This is a genomic window from Flavobacterium sp. KH_001, assembly GCF_057840745.1.
In genome coordinates, this window is sequence record NZ_CM174520.1 from 859,133 (window position 1) to 875,257 (window position 16,125).

General features: G+C 34.3%; 13 protein-coding genes. 6 read left to right on the forward strand and 7 right to left on the reverse strand.

What is annotated here, in order from left to right; all coding sequences use genetic code 11:
* Nucleotides 1-4: 4 nt before the first annotated feature.
* On the reverse strand, nt 5-3,118 hold the full coding sequence (locus AC3ITQ_RS03975; protein ID WP_489236907.1) for a SusC/RagA family TonB-linked outer membrane protein: 3,114 nt from the start codon (nt 3,116-3,118) through the stop codon (nt 5-7).
* Nucleotides 3,119-3,622: 504 nt separating this feature from the next.
* Here AC3ITQ_RS03975 and AC3ITQ_RS03980 point away from each other — a divergent pair.
* The 3 genes from AC3ITQ_RS03980 to lepA all read left to right on the forward strand — a co-directional run bounded on the left by AC3ITQ_RS03980 (nt 3,623) and on the right by lepA (nt 7,055).
* A complete protein-coding gene (locus AC3ITQ_RS03980; RefSeq protein ID WP_072969842.1) occupies nt 3,623-4,339 on the forward strand; it encodes an NUDIX hydrolase in 717 nt (238 codons plus the stop codon).
* Between the two features lie 23 nt (nt 4,340-4,362).
* Nucleotides 4,363-5,094 (forward strand): NUDIX hydrolase, encoded by a 732-nt coding sequence (locus tag AC3ITQ_RS03985; protein WP_072969843.1) that lies wholly within the window; start codon nt 4,363-4,365, stop codon nt 5,092-5,094.
* Between the two features lie 164 nt (nt 5,095-5,258).
* The gene (lepA, locus tag AC3ITQ_RS03990) at nt 5,259-7,055 is read left to right on the forward strand and encodes a translation elongation factor 4 (protein ID WP_310300617.1); all 1,797 of its coding nucleotides are present in this window, start codon (nt 5,259-5,261) and stop codon (nt 7,053-7,055) included.
* A gap of 104 nt (nt 7,056-7,159) precedes the next feature.
* Here lepA and AC3ITQ_RS03995 read toward each other — a convergent pair whose 3' ends face one another.
* Nucleotides 7,160-7,654 carry a hypothetical protein gene (locus AC3ITQ_RS03995; RefSeq protein ID WP_489236908.1) on the reverse strand — a complete coding sequence of 165 codons (495 nt, stop codon included), beginning with the start codon at nt 7,652-7,654 and terminating at the stop codon, nt 7,160-7,162.
* 419 nt (nt 7,655-8,073) lie between these two features.
* Between AC3ITQ_RS03995 and AC3ITQ_RS04000 the strand changes: the two genes are divergently transcribed.
* Nucleotides 8,074-8,706 (forward strand): outer membrane beta-barrel protein, encoded by a 633-nt coding sequence (locus AC3ITQ_RS04000; protein ID WP_489236909.1) that lies wholly within the window; start codon nt 8,074-8,076, stop codon nt 8,704-8,706.
* Nucleotides 8,707-8,903: 197 nt separating this feature from the next.
* Nucleotides 8,904-9,860, forward strand: a complete 957-nt coding sequence (locus AC3ITQ_RS04005; RefSeq protein ID WP_489236910.1) for a helix-turn-helix transcriptional regulator — start codon at nt 8,904-8,906, stop codon at nt 9,858-9,860.
* Nucleotides 9,861-9,908: 48 nt separating this feature from the next.
* On the opposite strand, the gene AC3ITQ_RS04010 is transcribed toward AC3ITQ_RS04005, so the two are convergent.
* From AC3ITQ_RS04010 to AC3ITQ_RS04020, 3 genes are all read right to left on the reverse strand, one after another.
* The gene (locus AC3ITQ_RS04010; protein WP_489236911.1) at nt 9,909-10,406 is read right to left on the reverse strand and encodes a DinB family protein; all 498 of its coding nucleotides are present in this window, start codon (nt 10,404-10,406) and stop codon (nt 9,909-9,911) included.
* A 62-nt stretch (nt 10,407-10,468) separates the two neighbouring features.
* Complete coding sequence (locus AC3ITQ_RS04015) at nt 10,469-10,948, reverse strand: DinB family protein (RefSeq protein ID WP_489236912.1); 480 nt, start codon at nt 10,946-10,948, stop codon at nt 10,469-10,471.
* Between the two features lie 149 nt (nt 10,949-11,097).
* The gene (locus AC3ITQ_RS04020) at nt 11,098-12,030 is read right to left on the reverse strand and encodes a 1-phosphofructokinase family hexose kinase (protein WP_489236913.1); all 933 of its coding nucleotides are present in this window, start codon (nt 12,028-12,030) and stop codon (nt 11,098-11,100) included.
* Between the two features lie 171 nt (nt 12,031-12,201).
* On the opposite strand from AC3ITQ_RS04020, the gene thiL reads away from it, so the two are divergent.
* The gene (gene thiL / locus AC3ITQ_RS04025; RefSeq protein WP_489236914.1) at nt 12,202-13,248 is read left to right on the forward strand and encodes a thiamine-phosphate kinase; all 1,047 of its coding nucleotides are present in this window, start codon (nt 12,202-12,204) and stop codon (nt 13,246-13,248) included.
* An 87-nt stretch (nt 13,249-13,335) separates the two neighbouring features.
* Here thiL and AC3ITQ_RS04030 read toward each other — a convergent pair whose 3' ends face one another.
* Together AC3ITQ_RS04030 and AC3ITQ_RS04035 are read right to left on the reverse strand one after the other, a co-directional pair.
* Complete coding sequence (locus AC3ITQ_RS04030) at nt 13,336-14,034, reverse strand: response regulator (RefSeq protein ID WP_489236915.1); 699 nt, start codon at nt 14,032-14,034, stop codon at nt 13,336-13,338.
* Nucleotides 14,024-16,066: an ATP-binding protein gene (locus AC3ITQ_RS04035; protein ID WP_489236916.1), complete on the reverse strand. Its 2,043-nt coding sequence runs from the start codon at nt 16,064-16,066 to the stop codon at nt 14,024-14,026. Before AC3ITQ_RS04035 ends, AC3ITQ_RS04030 begins: the two co-directional genes overlap by 11 nt.
* Between the last annotated feature and the right edge of the window lie 59 nt (nt 16,067-16,125).

A 16,125-nucleotide genomic window follows, 5' to 3' on the forward strand; every position in this document is an offset into this window, starting at 1 on the left:
TTTATTAAAGTTTAACATTTAATCCCAACATGAATGTTCTTGGTCTTGGGTAATACCCTACGTCAACACCTGATGAAAATTTCTGATCATTATTTGAAGAACCAAATCCAATTTCAGGATCCATACCATCATATTTTGTAAAAGTGTAAAGATTTAATACTGAGAAGTACATTCTAAACTGACTTGCAAAAAATGGTTTTGATTGCTTCATTTTCGCTAAATCAAATCCTAATGTAATCGTACTGATTCTGAAGAAATCTCCATCCTGAACATATAAGTCAGAAAATTGAGTGAAGTTTCTGTTGTCTTCAGTTACTCTCGGCATTGTGTTTGAAGAACCTTCTCCATGCCAACGGCTTAATATTGCAGAAGTATAATTTCCGTAAGCACCCGACTGGTTTCTATAAGACTGAACGATTTGGTTTCCGGCAACACCGTTCCCCATAGCTGAGAAATCAAAAGCTTTGTAACTAGCAGAAATAGATAAACCAAAAGTAAAATCAGGATTTGGATTTCCAATACTTGTTTTATCAGATGCATCTATTTTATCATCTCCATTAACATTTTGATAGATAAGATCTCCCGGAGCTGCATTTGGCTGCAACACTACACCACTGGCAGATTTATAATTATTGATTTGTTCCTGATTTTGAAAAACACCTCCAGTTTTGTATCCCCAGAAATAACCTAATGGGAATCCGTTTTGTGCTCTGTAGAATTCACCTGCATTATCATAAAGTTCATTACTTAAACCGTGAATGATTCCATCTGCATTAGGAATTTTACCAACTTCATTTTTATTATACGCACCGTTTGCACTGATGGTATAATTAAAATCTCCAATTTTATTCTGGTAGTTTAAACTTAACTCTGCCCCTTTGTTCACTACATCACCACCATTAATAAATGGAGCATCGGCACCAGCAGTGGCTAAGATTGGAGCTAAAATTAACCAGTCTTTATTCGTTTTTTTGTAGACATCAAAATTTACACTTAATGCGTTGTCTAAAAATCTGGCATCAAAACCAAGGTCAATTTGTTCTGAAGTTTCCCATTTTAAATTAGGATTTGCTATGTTTTGCAAATAACTTCCCGGAGTTAATACACCTTCTTCGTCACCAAAACTATAGTTAGTAGTATTTGATTTTACAAGTGCTAAATATTGGAAAGAACGAATACTTTGATTTCCTACCTGACCCCAGCTTGCTCTTAATTTAAAGAAGTTTAGTGCTTTTGAATCTCTTAAAAATTCTTCGTTTGAAACTACCCAACCACCAGATACAGATGGGAAATAACCCCATTGATTTCCAGGAGCAAATTTTGACGAACCATCTGCTCTAAGCGTTGCATTTAACAAATAAGTTTCTTTGTAGTTATAATTTAATCTTCCAAAGTAAGACATTAATATATTCTCAAACTTACTTCCTCTCATTGACATTCTTGCACCATCCTTATTTGTAGTATTATCTATCCAGGCGTGCTCTAAATCGTTAAAAACAGAATCTGCATTGGCTGCTTCTATAGAACTTTGATCGTATTTAATATAAGAAGTACCAGCCATAGCTTCAAAATGATGATTGTCAGCTACATTAAATTTATATGTTAGCAAATTATCCCAGTTGATACTTTTGCTTTTAAACATATTTTGATTTACTCTGTCAAAAGCACTATTTGCGTAAATTGATAATTGATATACCGGAGAGTAAGAATGCCCTTCGCTAACATTATAATCAAGACCTAAAGTTGTTCTAAGTGTAAGGTTTTTTATAGGTTGAATTTGCAAATAAACGTTCCCTAATAATTTTTGATTATTACTCTCATTTTGATTATTGTAAGTCATCAAAGCATAAGGATTTGCAACACCTGTTAACCATGGCTCATTGTCATTGCTAGTATCGTAAAAATTACCATTTTCGTCATACATTGGTAATAACGGTGTTGCCTGAAAGGCTCCTCTCAAAGAGTTGCTGTATTGATTTCCAACACCAATTCCGTTTTTGTCAACATAGGCAAAACTTAAATTTTCTCCTATAGTAACGACATCTTTATACAGTTTATGTTCTGAATTGAATCTGAAATTGTAACGGTCATAATTCGACAAATCTTTTCCGCCAACAATTCCTTCTTGTCCTAAGTAAGATAATGAAGTAGAATAAACAGAAGTATCTGAACCACCTGATGCGCCAAAAGCGAAATTCTTAGTAGCTGCATTATCAGTAAACATTTTGTCCATCCAGTTTGTTCCTGATCCTAATGCTGCAATTTGATCATTTGTAAAATAAGGAGCTTTACCTGAATTTACGGCTGCTTCATTTAAAATGACACCATATTCTGTTGCATCAAGCAAATCTACTTTTCTTGCTACAGACTGAACGCCATAATACTGATCAAATGTAATTTGTCCTGCACTACCTTTCTTACCCTTTTTTGTTGTTACTAAAATAACACCGTTTGAAGCTTGTGAACCATAGATTGCAGCTGAAGCCGCGTCTTTTAAAACAGAAATAGATTCGATATCTGAATTGCTCAAATAAGAAATATCACCTGTTAATATTCCATCAACAACATAAAGCGGACTGCTGCCTCCAATTGAACCAGCCCCTCTGATAACCACATTCAAACCTTCTCCCGGTTGTCCTGAAGTAGAAGTAATCTGAAGTCCGGCGGCCTGTCCCTGAAGTGCCTGAAGTGCATTTGTTGTATTTGTTTTGGCAAGATTTTCACCGCTAACCTGCGTAACAGCATTGGTTACAAGTGTTTTCTTTTGCGAGCCATACCCTATAACAACTACTTCTTTAAGTTCTGCAGTTTCTTCCTGCAACTTCACATTAACAGTTTGCTGCGTTCCTACTGTTACTTTTTGACTTTTGAATCCAATAAAAGAGAATACCAGCACATCACCGGCTTTTGCTTCTATTTTATAATTTCCATCAAAATCGGTTGAAGCACCGATTTTAGTTCCCTGTACTGCAACGCTTGCGCCAGGAATCCCCATTCCATCAACGCCCGATGTCACATTTCCACTTACAGCTCGGGATTGCGCCTGTGCAACGCCCGCCTGTATCATAAATAAGCTAAACAACAGCGCCGTACAAAACGAGGACATTGTTGTTTTCATACAATTTTTGCTTTTCATAATAAATAAAAGTTGGTTAAATTAAGTTAGTTACGGTTATATCTGATTAAAGTGTTCTTGCGTTCATCAACAAAAAATATTTAATGGATAAGACTATTTTCGATTGCTTTTTTTACTACTAAAATTGTTCTTTTAAAACTTATAGTCAATTTGAACTTATCTTATGGTAAATTTGACTACAAGTGTAAAACTTTTTTTCTATATTAGCAAAATATTAAGGTTATTTTTTTCTAATTCGGATTTATGCAGATTCAATTTTACCGATCTGACAAGTTTATAGTCAAAAATGAAATAAATAATATCAAAAAAATACTGAATTATATTTTTGATAATCAATCATTTAAAGAATTCTGATTTTTAAATTCAATTTTATTCGGATTTCAAACAATTGAATATCAGATTTTTACTATGTTAAAAAAATATTAAGTAATCAACAAAGACACTTATGCATTTTATTTGTTTAATTTGTCGAAATTTCTATCGCACATGGATAAAAATATAACTGCCGATGCAATCATCAAAAGTGAACAGAACGCAATGAATGCGATCACGATTGACTGCGTCATATTTGGTTTTGATAAAGGAAGTTTAGAAGTTCTTTTAGTTCAACATGGCGAAGGAATCAGCAAAGGGAAATGGGGTCTTCCGGGAGGATGGATTTATAAAAAAGAAAGTACAGATAATGCAGCACATCGTTTATTAAATGAGCTTACCGGTCTTGATAATATTTATCTGGAGCAGCTAAAAGCATTTGGAGATCCGGATCGTTTTCCGCTGCGACGTGTTATCACTATCGGATATTATGCTTTGGTAAAACGAGAAGACTATAATATTAAAGCCGGTTTTACAGCAGCTGATGCCAAATGGTATAAAATTGATGCTATTCCGGATTTAATTTATGACCATAACGAAATTCTGGCTTACAGTCTGAAACATCTGCAAAACAGAGTTCGTCAGGCCCCAATTGGTTTTAATCTTTTGCCTGAAAAGTTTACTTTATTACAGTTAATGCATCTATACGAAGAAATTTTAGGAATCGAAATGGACAAATCAAATTTCAGACGAAAAATCCTGCATATGAAATTATTGGTTGCTTTAGATGAAAAACAACAAGATGTTTCGCATAGAGCGGCAAAATTATATAAATTTGATCCAGAGATTTACAATAAACTAACCGAAAAAGGTTTCAATTTTGAATTTTAATAACACGCTGACACAAGCAAAGAATGGCATCATTACATCCTAAAGAAATTTCTAAAATCGATAATGTTTTACATAGTTCGACACCAGCAGTTGATGGAATTTCAATTGATTGCGTAATTTTTGGTTTTAAAAAAGGCAGCCTTGAAGTCCTTTTGGTACAGCATGCCAGTGGAGAAAGCGAAGGAAACTGGGGATTATTAGGTGGTTGGATGAAAAGAGAAGAAAGCGCCGATGATGCCGCACACAGAATTCTTTATGAACTTACTACTCTTGATAATATTTACCTGGAACAGCTAAAGGCATTTACAAATCCAAAAAGGGTTTTAGACCGTCGTATTGTAACTATTGGATATTACACTCTTGTAAATCAAGAAGATTATGATGTTAAAGCCAGTTTAGCAGTAAAGGAGGCAAGATGGTGCAGGATCAATGAAATTCCAGATTTGATTTTTGACCACAATGAAATCCTAGAATTTAGCTTAATGCAACTTCGTAACAGAGTGCGTCAAGCGCCAATTGGATTCAATCTTTTGCCTGAAAAATTCACTTTATTACAATTAATGCATTTGTATGAAGAAATTCTAGGAATTGAATTGGAAAAATCAAATTTCCGCAGAAAAATTCTGCATATGAAATTGTTAGTTGCCCTAGATGAAAAACAACAAGATGTTTCACACAGAGCCGCAAAATTGTACAAATTTGATCCTGATATTTACAAGAAACTGACTGAAAAAGGATTTAATTTTGAATTTTAAAGCCTGTTTTGAATTAGAGAATCCAACAATCAGACAACTACATTCCAGAATCCAAAACTTTGCGCTATCTTTGCGCCTTAATAACATGCTCTAACGCAATTGCTACTGGGCAAATTTATATCCGGAAATTACTAAAACTCGCATAAGAGAATTGAAATAATAAAATGAAGAAGATACGTAACTTTTGCATTATTGCACACATTGACCACGGTAAAAGTACACTGGCAGACCGCTTATTGGGCGCTACACAAACCGTTACAGCTCGTGAAGAAAAAGCACAATTGCTTGACAACATGGACCTGGAGCGCGAGCGTGGAATCACCATTAAAAGTCACGCCATTCAAATGGAATATACTTATAAAGGAGAGGAATATATTTTAAATTTAATTGACACTCCTGGTCACGTTGACTTTTCATACGAAGTTTCACGATCTATCGCGGCTTGTGAAGGGGCGCTTTTGATTGTTGATGCTGCACAAAGTATTCAGGCACAAACTATTTCGAACTTATATTTAGCTTTAGAAAATGACCTGGAAATTATTCCGGTTTTGAATAAAGTTGATTTACCAAGTGCTAATCCGGAAGAAGTTAGTGACGATATCATCGATTTATTAGGATGTAAACTAGAAGATATTATTCATGCTTCTGGAAAAACAGGTTTTGGTGTTGAGAACATCTTAGCTGCCATCATCGAAAAAATTCCTGCTCCAAAAGGAAATGTGGACGAGCCCTTACAGGCTTTAATTTTTGATTCACATTACAATCCGTTTCGTGGAATTGAAGTAATCTTCAGAGTTATGAATGGAGAAATTCGTAAAGGGCAAAAAATTAAATTCATGGCTACCGGCAATGAATATTTTGCTGATGAAGTTGGTACTTTAAAATTGAACCAAGTTCCTAAAAATGTGATTTCTACAGGAGATGTTGGTTATTTGATTTCTGGAATTAAAGAAGCAAAAGAAGTAAAAGTTGGTGATACATTGACAGATGCAAAAACACCAACTACTAATATGATTACTGGTTTTGAGGATGTAAAACCAATGGTATTTGCGGGAATTTATCCTGTTGATACAGAAGATTATGAAGATTTGCGTTCTTCTATGGAGAAATTGCAATTGAATGATGCTTCGTTAGTTTTTACACCTGAAAGCTCTGCAGCGTTAGGATTTGGTTTCCGTTGCGGATTCTTAGGAATGTTGCATATGGAGATTATCCAGGAACGTTTAGAACGTGAGTTCGATATGACTGTAATTACTACAGTTCCTAATGTTTCGTATTTGGCTTACACTAAAAAAGATCCTGAAACTCCATTCGTAGTAAACAACCCTTCTGACTTACCTGAACCATCTCGTTTAGACAGAGTGGAAGAACCTTATATTAAAGCAACTATCATTACAAAATCGGATTTCGTTGGAAACGTAATGAGTTTGTGTATCGAAAAACGTGGTCAAATTACCAACCAAACGTATTTGACTACTGAAAGAGTGGAATTGAATTTTGATATGCCTTTGGCCGAGATTGTATTTGATTTTTACGATCGTTTAAAAACAGTTTCTAAAGGTTACGCTTCTTTTGACTACTCTCCTATCGGAATGAGAACTTCAAAATTAGTTAAACTGGACGTTCTTTTGAATGCCCAAACGGTTGATGCACTTTCTGCTTTGATTCACGAAGACAACGCTTATAACATCGGTAAAAAAATGACCGAGAAGTTACGCGAATTGATTCCGAGACAGCAATTTGATATTCCGATTCAGGCTGCAATTGGGGCAAAAATTATTGCTCGTGAAACCATTAAGGCACTTCGTAAAGACGTTACCGCAAAATGTTATGGTGGAGATATTTCTCGTAAACGTAAACTTCTTGAAAAACAGAAAAAAGGTAAAAAACGTATGAGACAGGTTGGAAACGTTGAGATTCCACAAGAAGCTTTTATGGCTGTTTTGAAATTGAACGACTAGTTCTTGTTTTAGAAAAAAGAGGCAAGAGGCAAGAGGCAAGAGCAAAGAATATAGAATATAGAATATAGAAAAACCCGATAACTTCGTTATCGGGTTTTTTGTTTTTATGCAATTGAGTTATTAAATGTCCATCCTGATATTACGAGATCACGAACTACTTCGTTTGTTTCGGCTCCGTATTGTACCGTATAAATTCCTTTATTGGCAACATATCTTTCTGACAGTTTTGCAGATATGTAGATACCTCCGAAGAGTACGGTAAAAATTCCGAGCATAAATACGAATGTGTTTAAATTCACAAAATTATAAAGCAAAAGTCCTAGTAATAATATAACGGAAACCATCGAAATGCTAATTGCTTTATTTTTTGCATCGGAGTGAATGTCTTTGCAAGACCGGCATCTGGGTATTCCGATTAAGATTTTGGAATATTCTACAGATTTGTAAATAACGATATTGGTTTTATCGTCTTCCACAATAAGCGGTAAAAAATAACAATCATTAATATTTTCCATTTCAGCCTGTCTGCAGTAGGCGCATCGGTGATCGTGAGGCTCAAATCTCTTATAAGCCTCGTCAAAGGTGTAATTTCTAATCATTTTATTTGGGGTTTAAAATTTAAAAATTAATCTTCAGCGGGATACATCATTCGATAATGTATGTTTTGGTAAAAGTGCAAATTCAAAAGAACGTACTACAGCAATTATAAGAGTCAGATTTGTAGGTTTTCTGGTTCTAAAATTACCGTACACCAGGGGATTAAAAATAGTAAATAATTGAATTAACAATCTTAATTGTATGAATAATTTTCACCAATAAGTAACAATTTATTTTTACATTTTGTGAAGGCCTGTATTTACAGACTCTTTAAAATATCATCTTTAAAAAATATAGGTAAATACTTATAAAAATAAAAAAAGAACTTTAATCATCTAGTTTTTAGTGCATTTCATCGAGATTAAAATAAATTTTAACACAAAAAATATAACTTTAATCCTACAACTTTAAAATAAATATTATGAAAACGAGATTTTTAATTATCGCAGCATTGTTTACTTTTTCATTCGTAAATGCACAACAACAAGAAGCTGAAGAAGAAATGCATTCAGCAAAAGGTGTAAGATTTCAAAAAGGAGATATGTTTATTGAAGGTGGTATTTCAGTTAGTACAAGTGACGATGCCAACGCTTATTCTATCAATCCAAAATTTGGATATTTAATCGCAGACAACTTTGCCGTTGGAGGAGATTTAGATTTTGGAGGTGGTAAAACTGATGTAAACGATGGTAAAACAAGTTTTTTTGGTATTGGTGCTTTTGCCAGATATTACTTTTTTGAAGCTGATTCAAGACGTTTCAAAGCATTTGCGGATGCGGGACTGGGTTATAGCCATGCAAAAGCTGAATACAACATTGTAGGTAATCCCGTGCGATATGATAATACTACTAACGGAATTAAAGCCAACATTACAGTCGGATTAAACTATTTCTTCAGCAAAAAATTCGCGGCAACTTTTGTTTTGGCTGACATTTTAACTTATAACAATGCAAATCCGGAAGATGGCTCATCATCAAACAGCTTTGAATTAAATATTAATTTATTCAATAACATCTTTGCACAGCCTAAATTTGGACTATTGTACAAGTTTTAATTTGTTTCAAGTTTCAGGTTTCAGATTTCAGGTTTCAGGTTTCAGGTTTCAGGTTGCCATACTTTGACAGTTAACCGCAAAGTAATATAACCCGATAACTTTTGTTATCGGGTTTATTGTTTCTATCAACCTTTGTATCTTTGAATCTTAAAATCTTAGAACCTCAGCAACTCAGAACCTTAGAACCTTCAAAAAAAATGGACGAATCTCCAAAACGTTTTGACCGTATTGTCGCGATCCTCATTCAGTTACAATCAAAAAAAGTTGTAAAAGCACAGGAATTGGCCAATCGCTTTGACGTTAGTTTACGAACTATTTACAGAGATATTCGGACATTGGAAGCATCCGGAGTTCCAATTTACAGTGAAGCTGGCGTAGGTTATGCCTTAATGGACGGTTACCGATTACCTCCCGTTATGTTTACGCGTGAAGAGGTAAGCAGTTTTATTGCGGCAGAAAAACTGATGCAGAAATTTACGGATCCTTCGTTAGGAAGTCATTATGCATCGGCGATGTTTAAACTAAAGTCGGTTTTGCGAAGTACAGATAAAGACTGGCTTTCGAATATTGAGTCGAAAGTGGTTATGCAGACTGCAGAACCTATGTTTAATGATAATTCTCCTAATACTTTGGCTGTTCTATTTGAAAGTATTGCAGAGAAAAAACAAATTTTACTTTCCTATAAAACCGTCGAAAAAGACGAAAAGACCCAAAGAAACATTGAACCTGTTGGTGTTTTTCATGATCATAATAATTGGTATTTTCTGGGATATTGCCATTTGAGAAAAGATTACCGACAATTTAGAACCGACAGAATTCAGGGAATTCAGAAAACAGAAAGTGGTTTTACAATAGAACATGACTCTTTAGAGACCTATCTAACTAAAACAGAAACAATTCCTACTATAAAAGTCAGACTTTTGATTGAAAAGAAAATAGCCCGATATCTCGAAAGCGAACGAAAATACCACGGTTATATTTCAGAAAAAGAAGTAGATGGTAAAATCGAAATGACCTTTATGTGCCGCGACATCGAAAGTGGTTTTCCGCGCTGGTTTCTAATGTTTGGAGATTATGCCGAAATCCTGGAACCGGAACGTCTTAAAATTCGCGCCTTAGAATTGCTTGAAATCAACAAAAAAAGACTCTTATAAAAAAACTCCAAAAGAACTAAGTTTTCTTTTGGAGTTTTTTTTAGCTAGTTATTGTGCTTTTACAACATTGTAAAAATTATAATCAGTATTGGAAGCATCGGTTATACCAACATTTCGGCCAATCGTAACAATTTGTCCCCTGTGATAAGTGCCATGATTTACTACTTGCAGTAAATATTCACTAAGTGGCAATTCGCATTGAAACCACGGATTTTCAATTTTAATTGTTTTATCCAATTGCTCGTCTGATAGTGATGCGATAAAATCAGCTAGTTTCACAGATGTACTAAGCAAACCCTCAAAGACTTCCTTCTTATTCAAATCAACGCTTTCTTTTTTTTCAAACGGACCAGTTTCTGCTATAATCGAGTACCAATATTGTTCCGTTTCCCAAATATGATTGAGGGTTTTAATAATACTTGTGTAACTCGAAGCTACTTCAGCATTTAGTAACTCATCTGATTTTGTAGAAAGCCAGTTTACAAATTGCTGGTTAACCCATAAGTTGTAAGCGGCATAATTTGTCATTATTTTTTTTAGACCCATAATGTTTGATTTAAATTATACTTCGAATAAAGTGATTTAGGTTTGAAATAATTTGCTTCTCTTTATCTTTCCCAGAAAAAAGGCGGTTCAATATTTAAAGCTCTTAAATATACATAACCTTGTCCACGATGATGTACCTCATTATCAATAAAATACAAAATATTCTGTATAACTGGAAATTCATACTGACCAAAAAGATTAAAAGTTTCATTAAAATCTTCAATACTTAATTTTTGCCAATATTCATTGATTATTGCGGTTGCTTCGTCCCATTTTTCAAGGTATTGCGCTTTAAAAATCAATTTCTCAGAATCTTCGGTAAAAGGTTTCGTTTCTTTATTTACTATTCCAGTAAGACCAGGAACTGCAATAGCCAAAAGTTCATCGGCTAACTTAGAAAAAGGACGCATTCCACCGATTGAAAATTCGAAGAAATCTTTTTCAGGAAAAGCTTCAATTACACGACGTGTAAGTGCGCGGTGTCCTTGCCAATGATTCAATAAATCTTCAGGAGTAATTACTTGGGCTGCTAATGTTTTCATGATTTTAAAGTTTTAATTATTTAATACTTCAAAATTATTGAGGGTCGGTGACAACAGTTTGTCAGCAGGAAAAATTATTTTTTATAAATAGTGTTAATTAATTATTCCGTTTATCAAAAAAACAGTCGGAAGCCTTTATTTATAGAGCTTTACTTGTTTCTCAGCCATTCAAATAAACGATTCGCATCTTCAAATTTAAACAACTGTGTTCCTTCGTTCATGGTGGCGGCAGATCCGCAGGCAACTCCCCAACGAATAACTTCTTTCAGGCTTTTATTTTGAGATAAAGCCCAAACCATTCCACCAACCATACTATCTCCTGCCCCAACAGTACTCTTTTTAGCAACATTTGGTGCAGGAACATATTCATATTCATCTTTCGTTACTAAAACAGCTCCTTGAGGACCAAGCGAAACGACAACAATTTCAGCCGCGCCTTTAGCAATGATTCTTTTAGCAGCCTCATTTACTTCTTCCATTTCGAGGCGTTCCACTCCTATTAATTTTGCCAATTCACCAACATTTGGTTTAATTAGATAAGCTCCGGTTTTCAGAACTTTCTTTAAGGCCTCACCTGAAGTATCCACAATTAGTTTTGAATTAGATGCTTTGGCAATTTCGGCTACTTTCTGATAAAAATCTGAAGATAGTCCTTCATTCAAACTGCCGCTTGCCACTAAAAACTTTGGTTTTGACTTGCTCAGCGCTTCTAAAACCGCTTTTTCTTCATCACCTGTAATTTCTCCTCCGGTGAAACCAAAACGATATTGTGAATTGGTATTTTCATCAACAGCCACAAAACTTTCTCTTGTCCAGGTTTGAATGGGAATCGCCTGAAATTCTATGGTTTCTTTTGTCACCAATTCTTCCAGCATTTTCCCCATAGGCCCGCCAGAGGTAAATACAGCCAAAGATTTTCCACCCAATCTGGATATCGCTTTAGAAACATTGATTCCGCCGCCGCCAGCATCGAATCTGGGTTCTGAGCAACGTATTTTTTGTTCGGCAACCAACCCTTTAAAATGAGTGCTTTTGTCTAAAGCCGGATTTACTGTTAAGGTAACTATATCAAATGCTTTCATGTTTTTTGTTTTTATATCACTTTAAAGGTCTGAAAAAAAACCGATTTTCACTTTTTAATTCAACAGAAAAGAACTGATTATCATTAAAATTAGACAAAATCTTTGTTCCGAAGCCTTGGGATTGTACCTTTGCAACCTTGGTAAAAACCAAAAAAATAATAAAGAGACAAAATGATCGAAGATAAAAACCCACAACGTACCAGTATAGCGCAATTAGGCGAGTTTGGTTTAATACAACATTTAACCAAAAATTTTGATGTTACTCAGGAGTCAACTTTAAAAAGTATAGGCGATGACGCCGCAGTTCTTGATTTTAAGGATAAAAAAGTAGTTGTTTCTACTGATTTATTAATCGAAGGCGTACATTTTGATTTGGCTTACATGCCATTAAAACATTTAGGATACAAATCAGTAGTTGTAAATATCTCTGACATTTGTGCTATGAATGCCAGACCAACTCAAATTACGGTTTCTGTTGCAGTTTCTAACCGTTTTCCACTAGAAGCCCTGGAAGAATTATTTGAAGGCATTACACACGCTGCAAAAGAATATAAAGTAGATGTTATTGGCGGTGACACAACCTCATCGCAAAAAGGATTAATTATTAGCATTACTGCAATTGGTGAAGCCAATGAAGAAGAAATCGTTTACAGAAACGGAGCCAAACAAACCGACTTACTTGTTGTAACCGGCGATATTGGTGCTGCTTATATGGGGCTACAGGTTTTAGAACGTGAAAAGCAAGTTTTTCAGGTAAACCCAAACAGCCAGCCTGATTTAGACATGTACAGCTATTTAATTGAACGCCAATTAAAACCTGAAGCTCGAAAAGATGTTCGTACTTTATTGCACGCGCTTGAAATAAAACCAACTTCGATGATTGATATTTCAGACGGATTATCGTCAGAAATCATTCATTTGTGCAAACAGTCAAAAGTGGGTTGTAATTTATATGAAGATAAATTACCGTTAGATCCTCAGTTTATTTCGACTTGCGAGGAATTTAATATAGACAGTACAACAGTTGCTATTAATGGTGGAGAAGATTATGAACTTCTTTTCACAATTGACATTAACGACTTTGATAAAATAAAAGGGAATCCAAACTTTTCGATTATCGGCCATATGGCTGATGAAAGCGAAGGAATAAATTTAGTTACACGTGCCAACACTCAAATTCCTTTAAAAGCCCGTGGTTGGGATGCCTTAAGCGAGTAATTTTTAAAAAATTCCAAATAAAAAATTCCAAATTCCAATGCGATTCATGCTATTGGAATTTGGAATTTTTTATTTGGAATTTTATTTTTAGAAAAGCCCTTTACTTTTTGCTTCTTTAATTAAGTCTTCATCTGAACCAGACTTTATTTTAAGCAATTCTTTTAAGTTGACTTTTCGTTTTTCAATGGCATTCAAAGAAATGGGAATGTAATGCGGCATTTCCGCTACCGGAGTTTTCTTTGACAAATGAAACAGAATCTGCTTATCGAACTCATCAATCTCGATTGAATTATGCGCCGACTGATTGAGCATCTTTACAACAGACTGACTGTAATACTTCTCATTTTTCATGACTTTATCAAAAGCAAAAAGAAGTTCATCAAAAGTAAGATCATTTTTAATTACCAGTCCATTTGGGTTTATAGTTCTGATAATTGTCTTTATTTTTAGCAATTCAGTATACATCGTTAGCAAAATAATCTTGCAATGAGGCATTTTTTTCATGATTAAAATAGCCAGATCTTCACCTGAAAAAATCTCCTTTTCTTCATACGCCGGCATACTTATATCTAAAAAAGCCACTTCAAAATTTGGTGTTGCTTCGTCTTCAATCAAATCATAAGCTGACCTGCAGTCATAAGCCTGCGAAATAGCAAAATCATATTCCTTGGGATTGTAACGTGTAATTGCGTTTTTATATCCTTCAATTATAAAAGGATGATCATCAACAATTAAAATATTTCGGCTGATTAAAGGCGAAATCGGGGTTGTTAGGTTAAATGTCATTCTTTTTTAGGTTTAGTTTTTGGTCTATTGGGACTTTGATCAGGAGAATGGTTCCTTCTCCTTTGGCAGATTTTATCGTAACTGTACCCTTACACTCTTTTGCACGGTAGTGAATATTATGCAATCCTATTCCGTTTTTCGCTCTTTTTGTATTAAAACCTTTTCCGTCATCTGCAATGGACAAAATCAAATAATCGATCTCACTTTTAAAATCTACCGTAATTGTATCAGCATCAGCATATTTATTACAATTCTGTAAGGCTTCCTGAACAATTCTGTACAAATTAATCTTAACAATATTACTAACTAACTCCCACTTAATATGCGGATCAAAAGAAGTAATTAGTTTAGAATCGTAAGTGTTTTGTTGATTTTCAAACAATTTGTTTAAAATCGCAATAAAATTATTAATTAATTCTGATTTTTCACGATTTAAATCATGCGAAATTTCACGAATATCTTCTTCTATATGTTTTAGCTCTGTTAAATATTTTTTTCTTTTCTGTGCCGCCTGTGCTTCATCTTTATTTTCCATGCTATCAAGGCTGTCCAGACTAATTCTTACTCCAAACATTCTCCCTAAGACACCGTCATGCAGTTCCTGTGCAACTCGCTTCTTTTCTTTAATTCGGGTCATCTCAATATCATTTTGCTGAGAAATCATCAAATTGTAAATATTTTCATTTGCAATTTGCTGCTCTTGCTTAAAAAGTAACTCCCTGTGTTTTGCTTGTTGCGTTTTGTAAACATAGAAAAATAAACCTAACAAAGTACAAATACTAAAAACATACACCAAGGCTCTATTTTTCTCCTGCAGATTCGAATTTTGATCCTTTATTTCATTTGTCTCATACTCGATACGGGTAAACTTATCTCCTATTTGGCGTTCTCCTTTCTGTAGACTGTCATTAATGCGAATATATTCCTTAGAATAGAGAGATGCTTTTTTTGGATCAATAAGAGCCAGGTGTTTCAACGACTGCAGAACATTTCTCGAATTATTCATTTTTTTGGATTCTCGCAGAGATTCGACAGAAAATTCCATTGCTCTGGCCGTATCTTTATTAAAAGCATAGAATTCAGAAAGATGAAGCTTATTAGAAATCAATCCGGTGGTAAGTTTTAGACTGTCTTTAAATTTAAGCGATCTGTAAAACATGTCTGGAAGATCTTTTTTTTCTAAGAGCTTGAATTTGGCATACGCCAAATTATCAATCAGCATGGCATATAAAGATGGCTTATCTGTTTTTAAATTCTTCTCTTTTAAAGCGTTTTCATAAAACTCCTTGGCTTTTCTGTAGTTTTTAATATTATTATATACATAGCCAATATTATTTAATGAAGTTGCTTTTGATTGAAATTCAGCAGGTATTACTTTCTGGTTAACACTCGAAAGTGCTTTATTATGAAATTCCAACGCTTTATCATATTCCTCCAAATCGTTATAAATCGCACCGAGTAAATTATAAGATTCGTACACAATTTCAGCATTCTTCGCGGTGTCTAAAACTTTCAGCACATTAAAAACCGCTTTTTCACTTCCTAAAAGATCCCCTTCTGCATATTGCAGATAAGCCTTGCTTAAGCGTGTTGTCGCCAAGTTCGAATTATCTTTCAACTGAAAATAAATTTTTTCAGCTTTAAAGTAAAACATATAGGCGCTGTCAGAAATTGCACGACTGCTGTAATAATCACCAAGATAGGTATATGATTTTGCAATAAAAACAGAATCTTTGGCCACTTGCGATCTGTTTAAAGCAACAAGAACTGTTCTTTTAAAGCTATTCCAGTGATTATTATTATAGAATCGGTTCGCAACTTTAAAAAGATTTACCCTGTTTAAAGAATCATTAGTCTGATTCGATACTAACTCATAGGCCCTTTCACTGTATTTGATTTTATAATCCAGAGGCAGCTTATCATCTTCAGCTAATGCCAGATAAATTTTAAGACTATCCTGTACGGATGAAGAGTCATCATTCTTGTTTATTTTCTCAGTACAACTAAGAAAAGACAATATGGAAAAAAACAATATGAAGTAATTTTTTCTCAATGATGTTTTACAATTTTACCAAAAATAGCAAAACTATT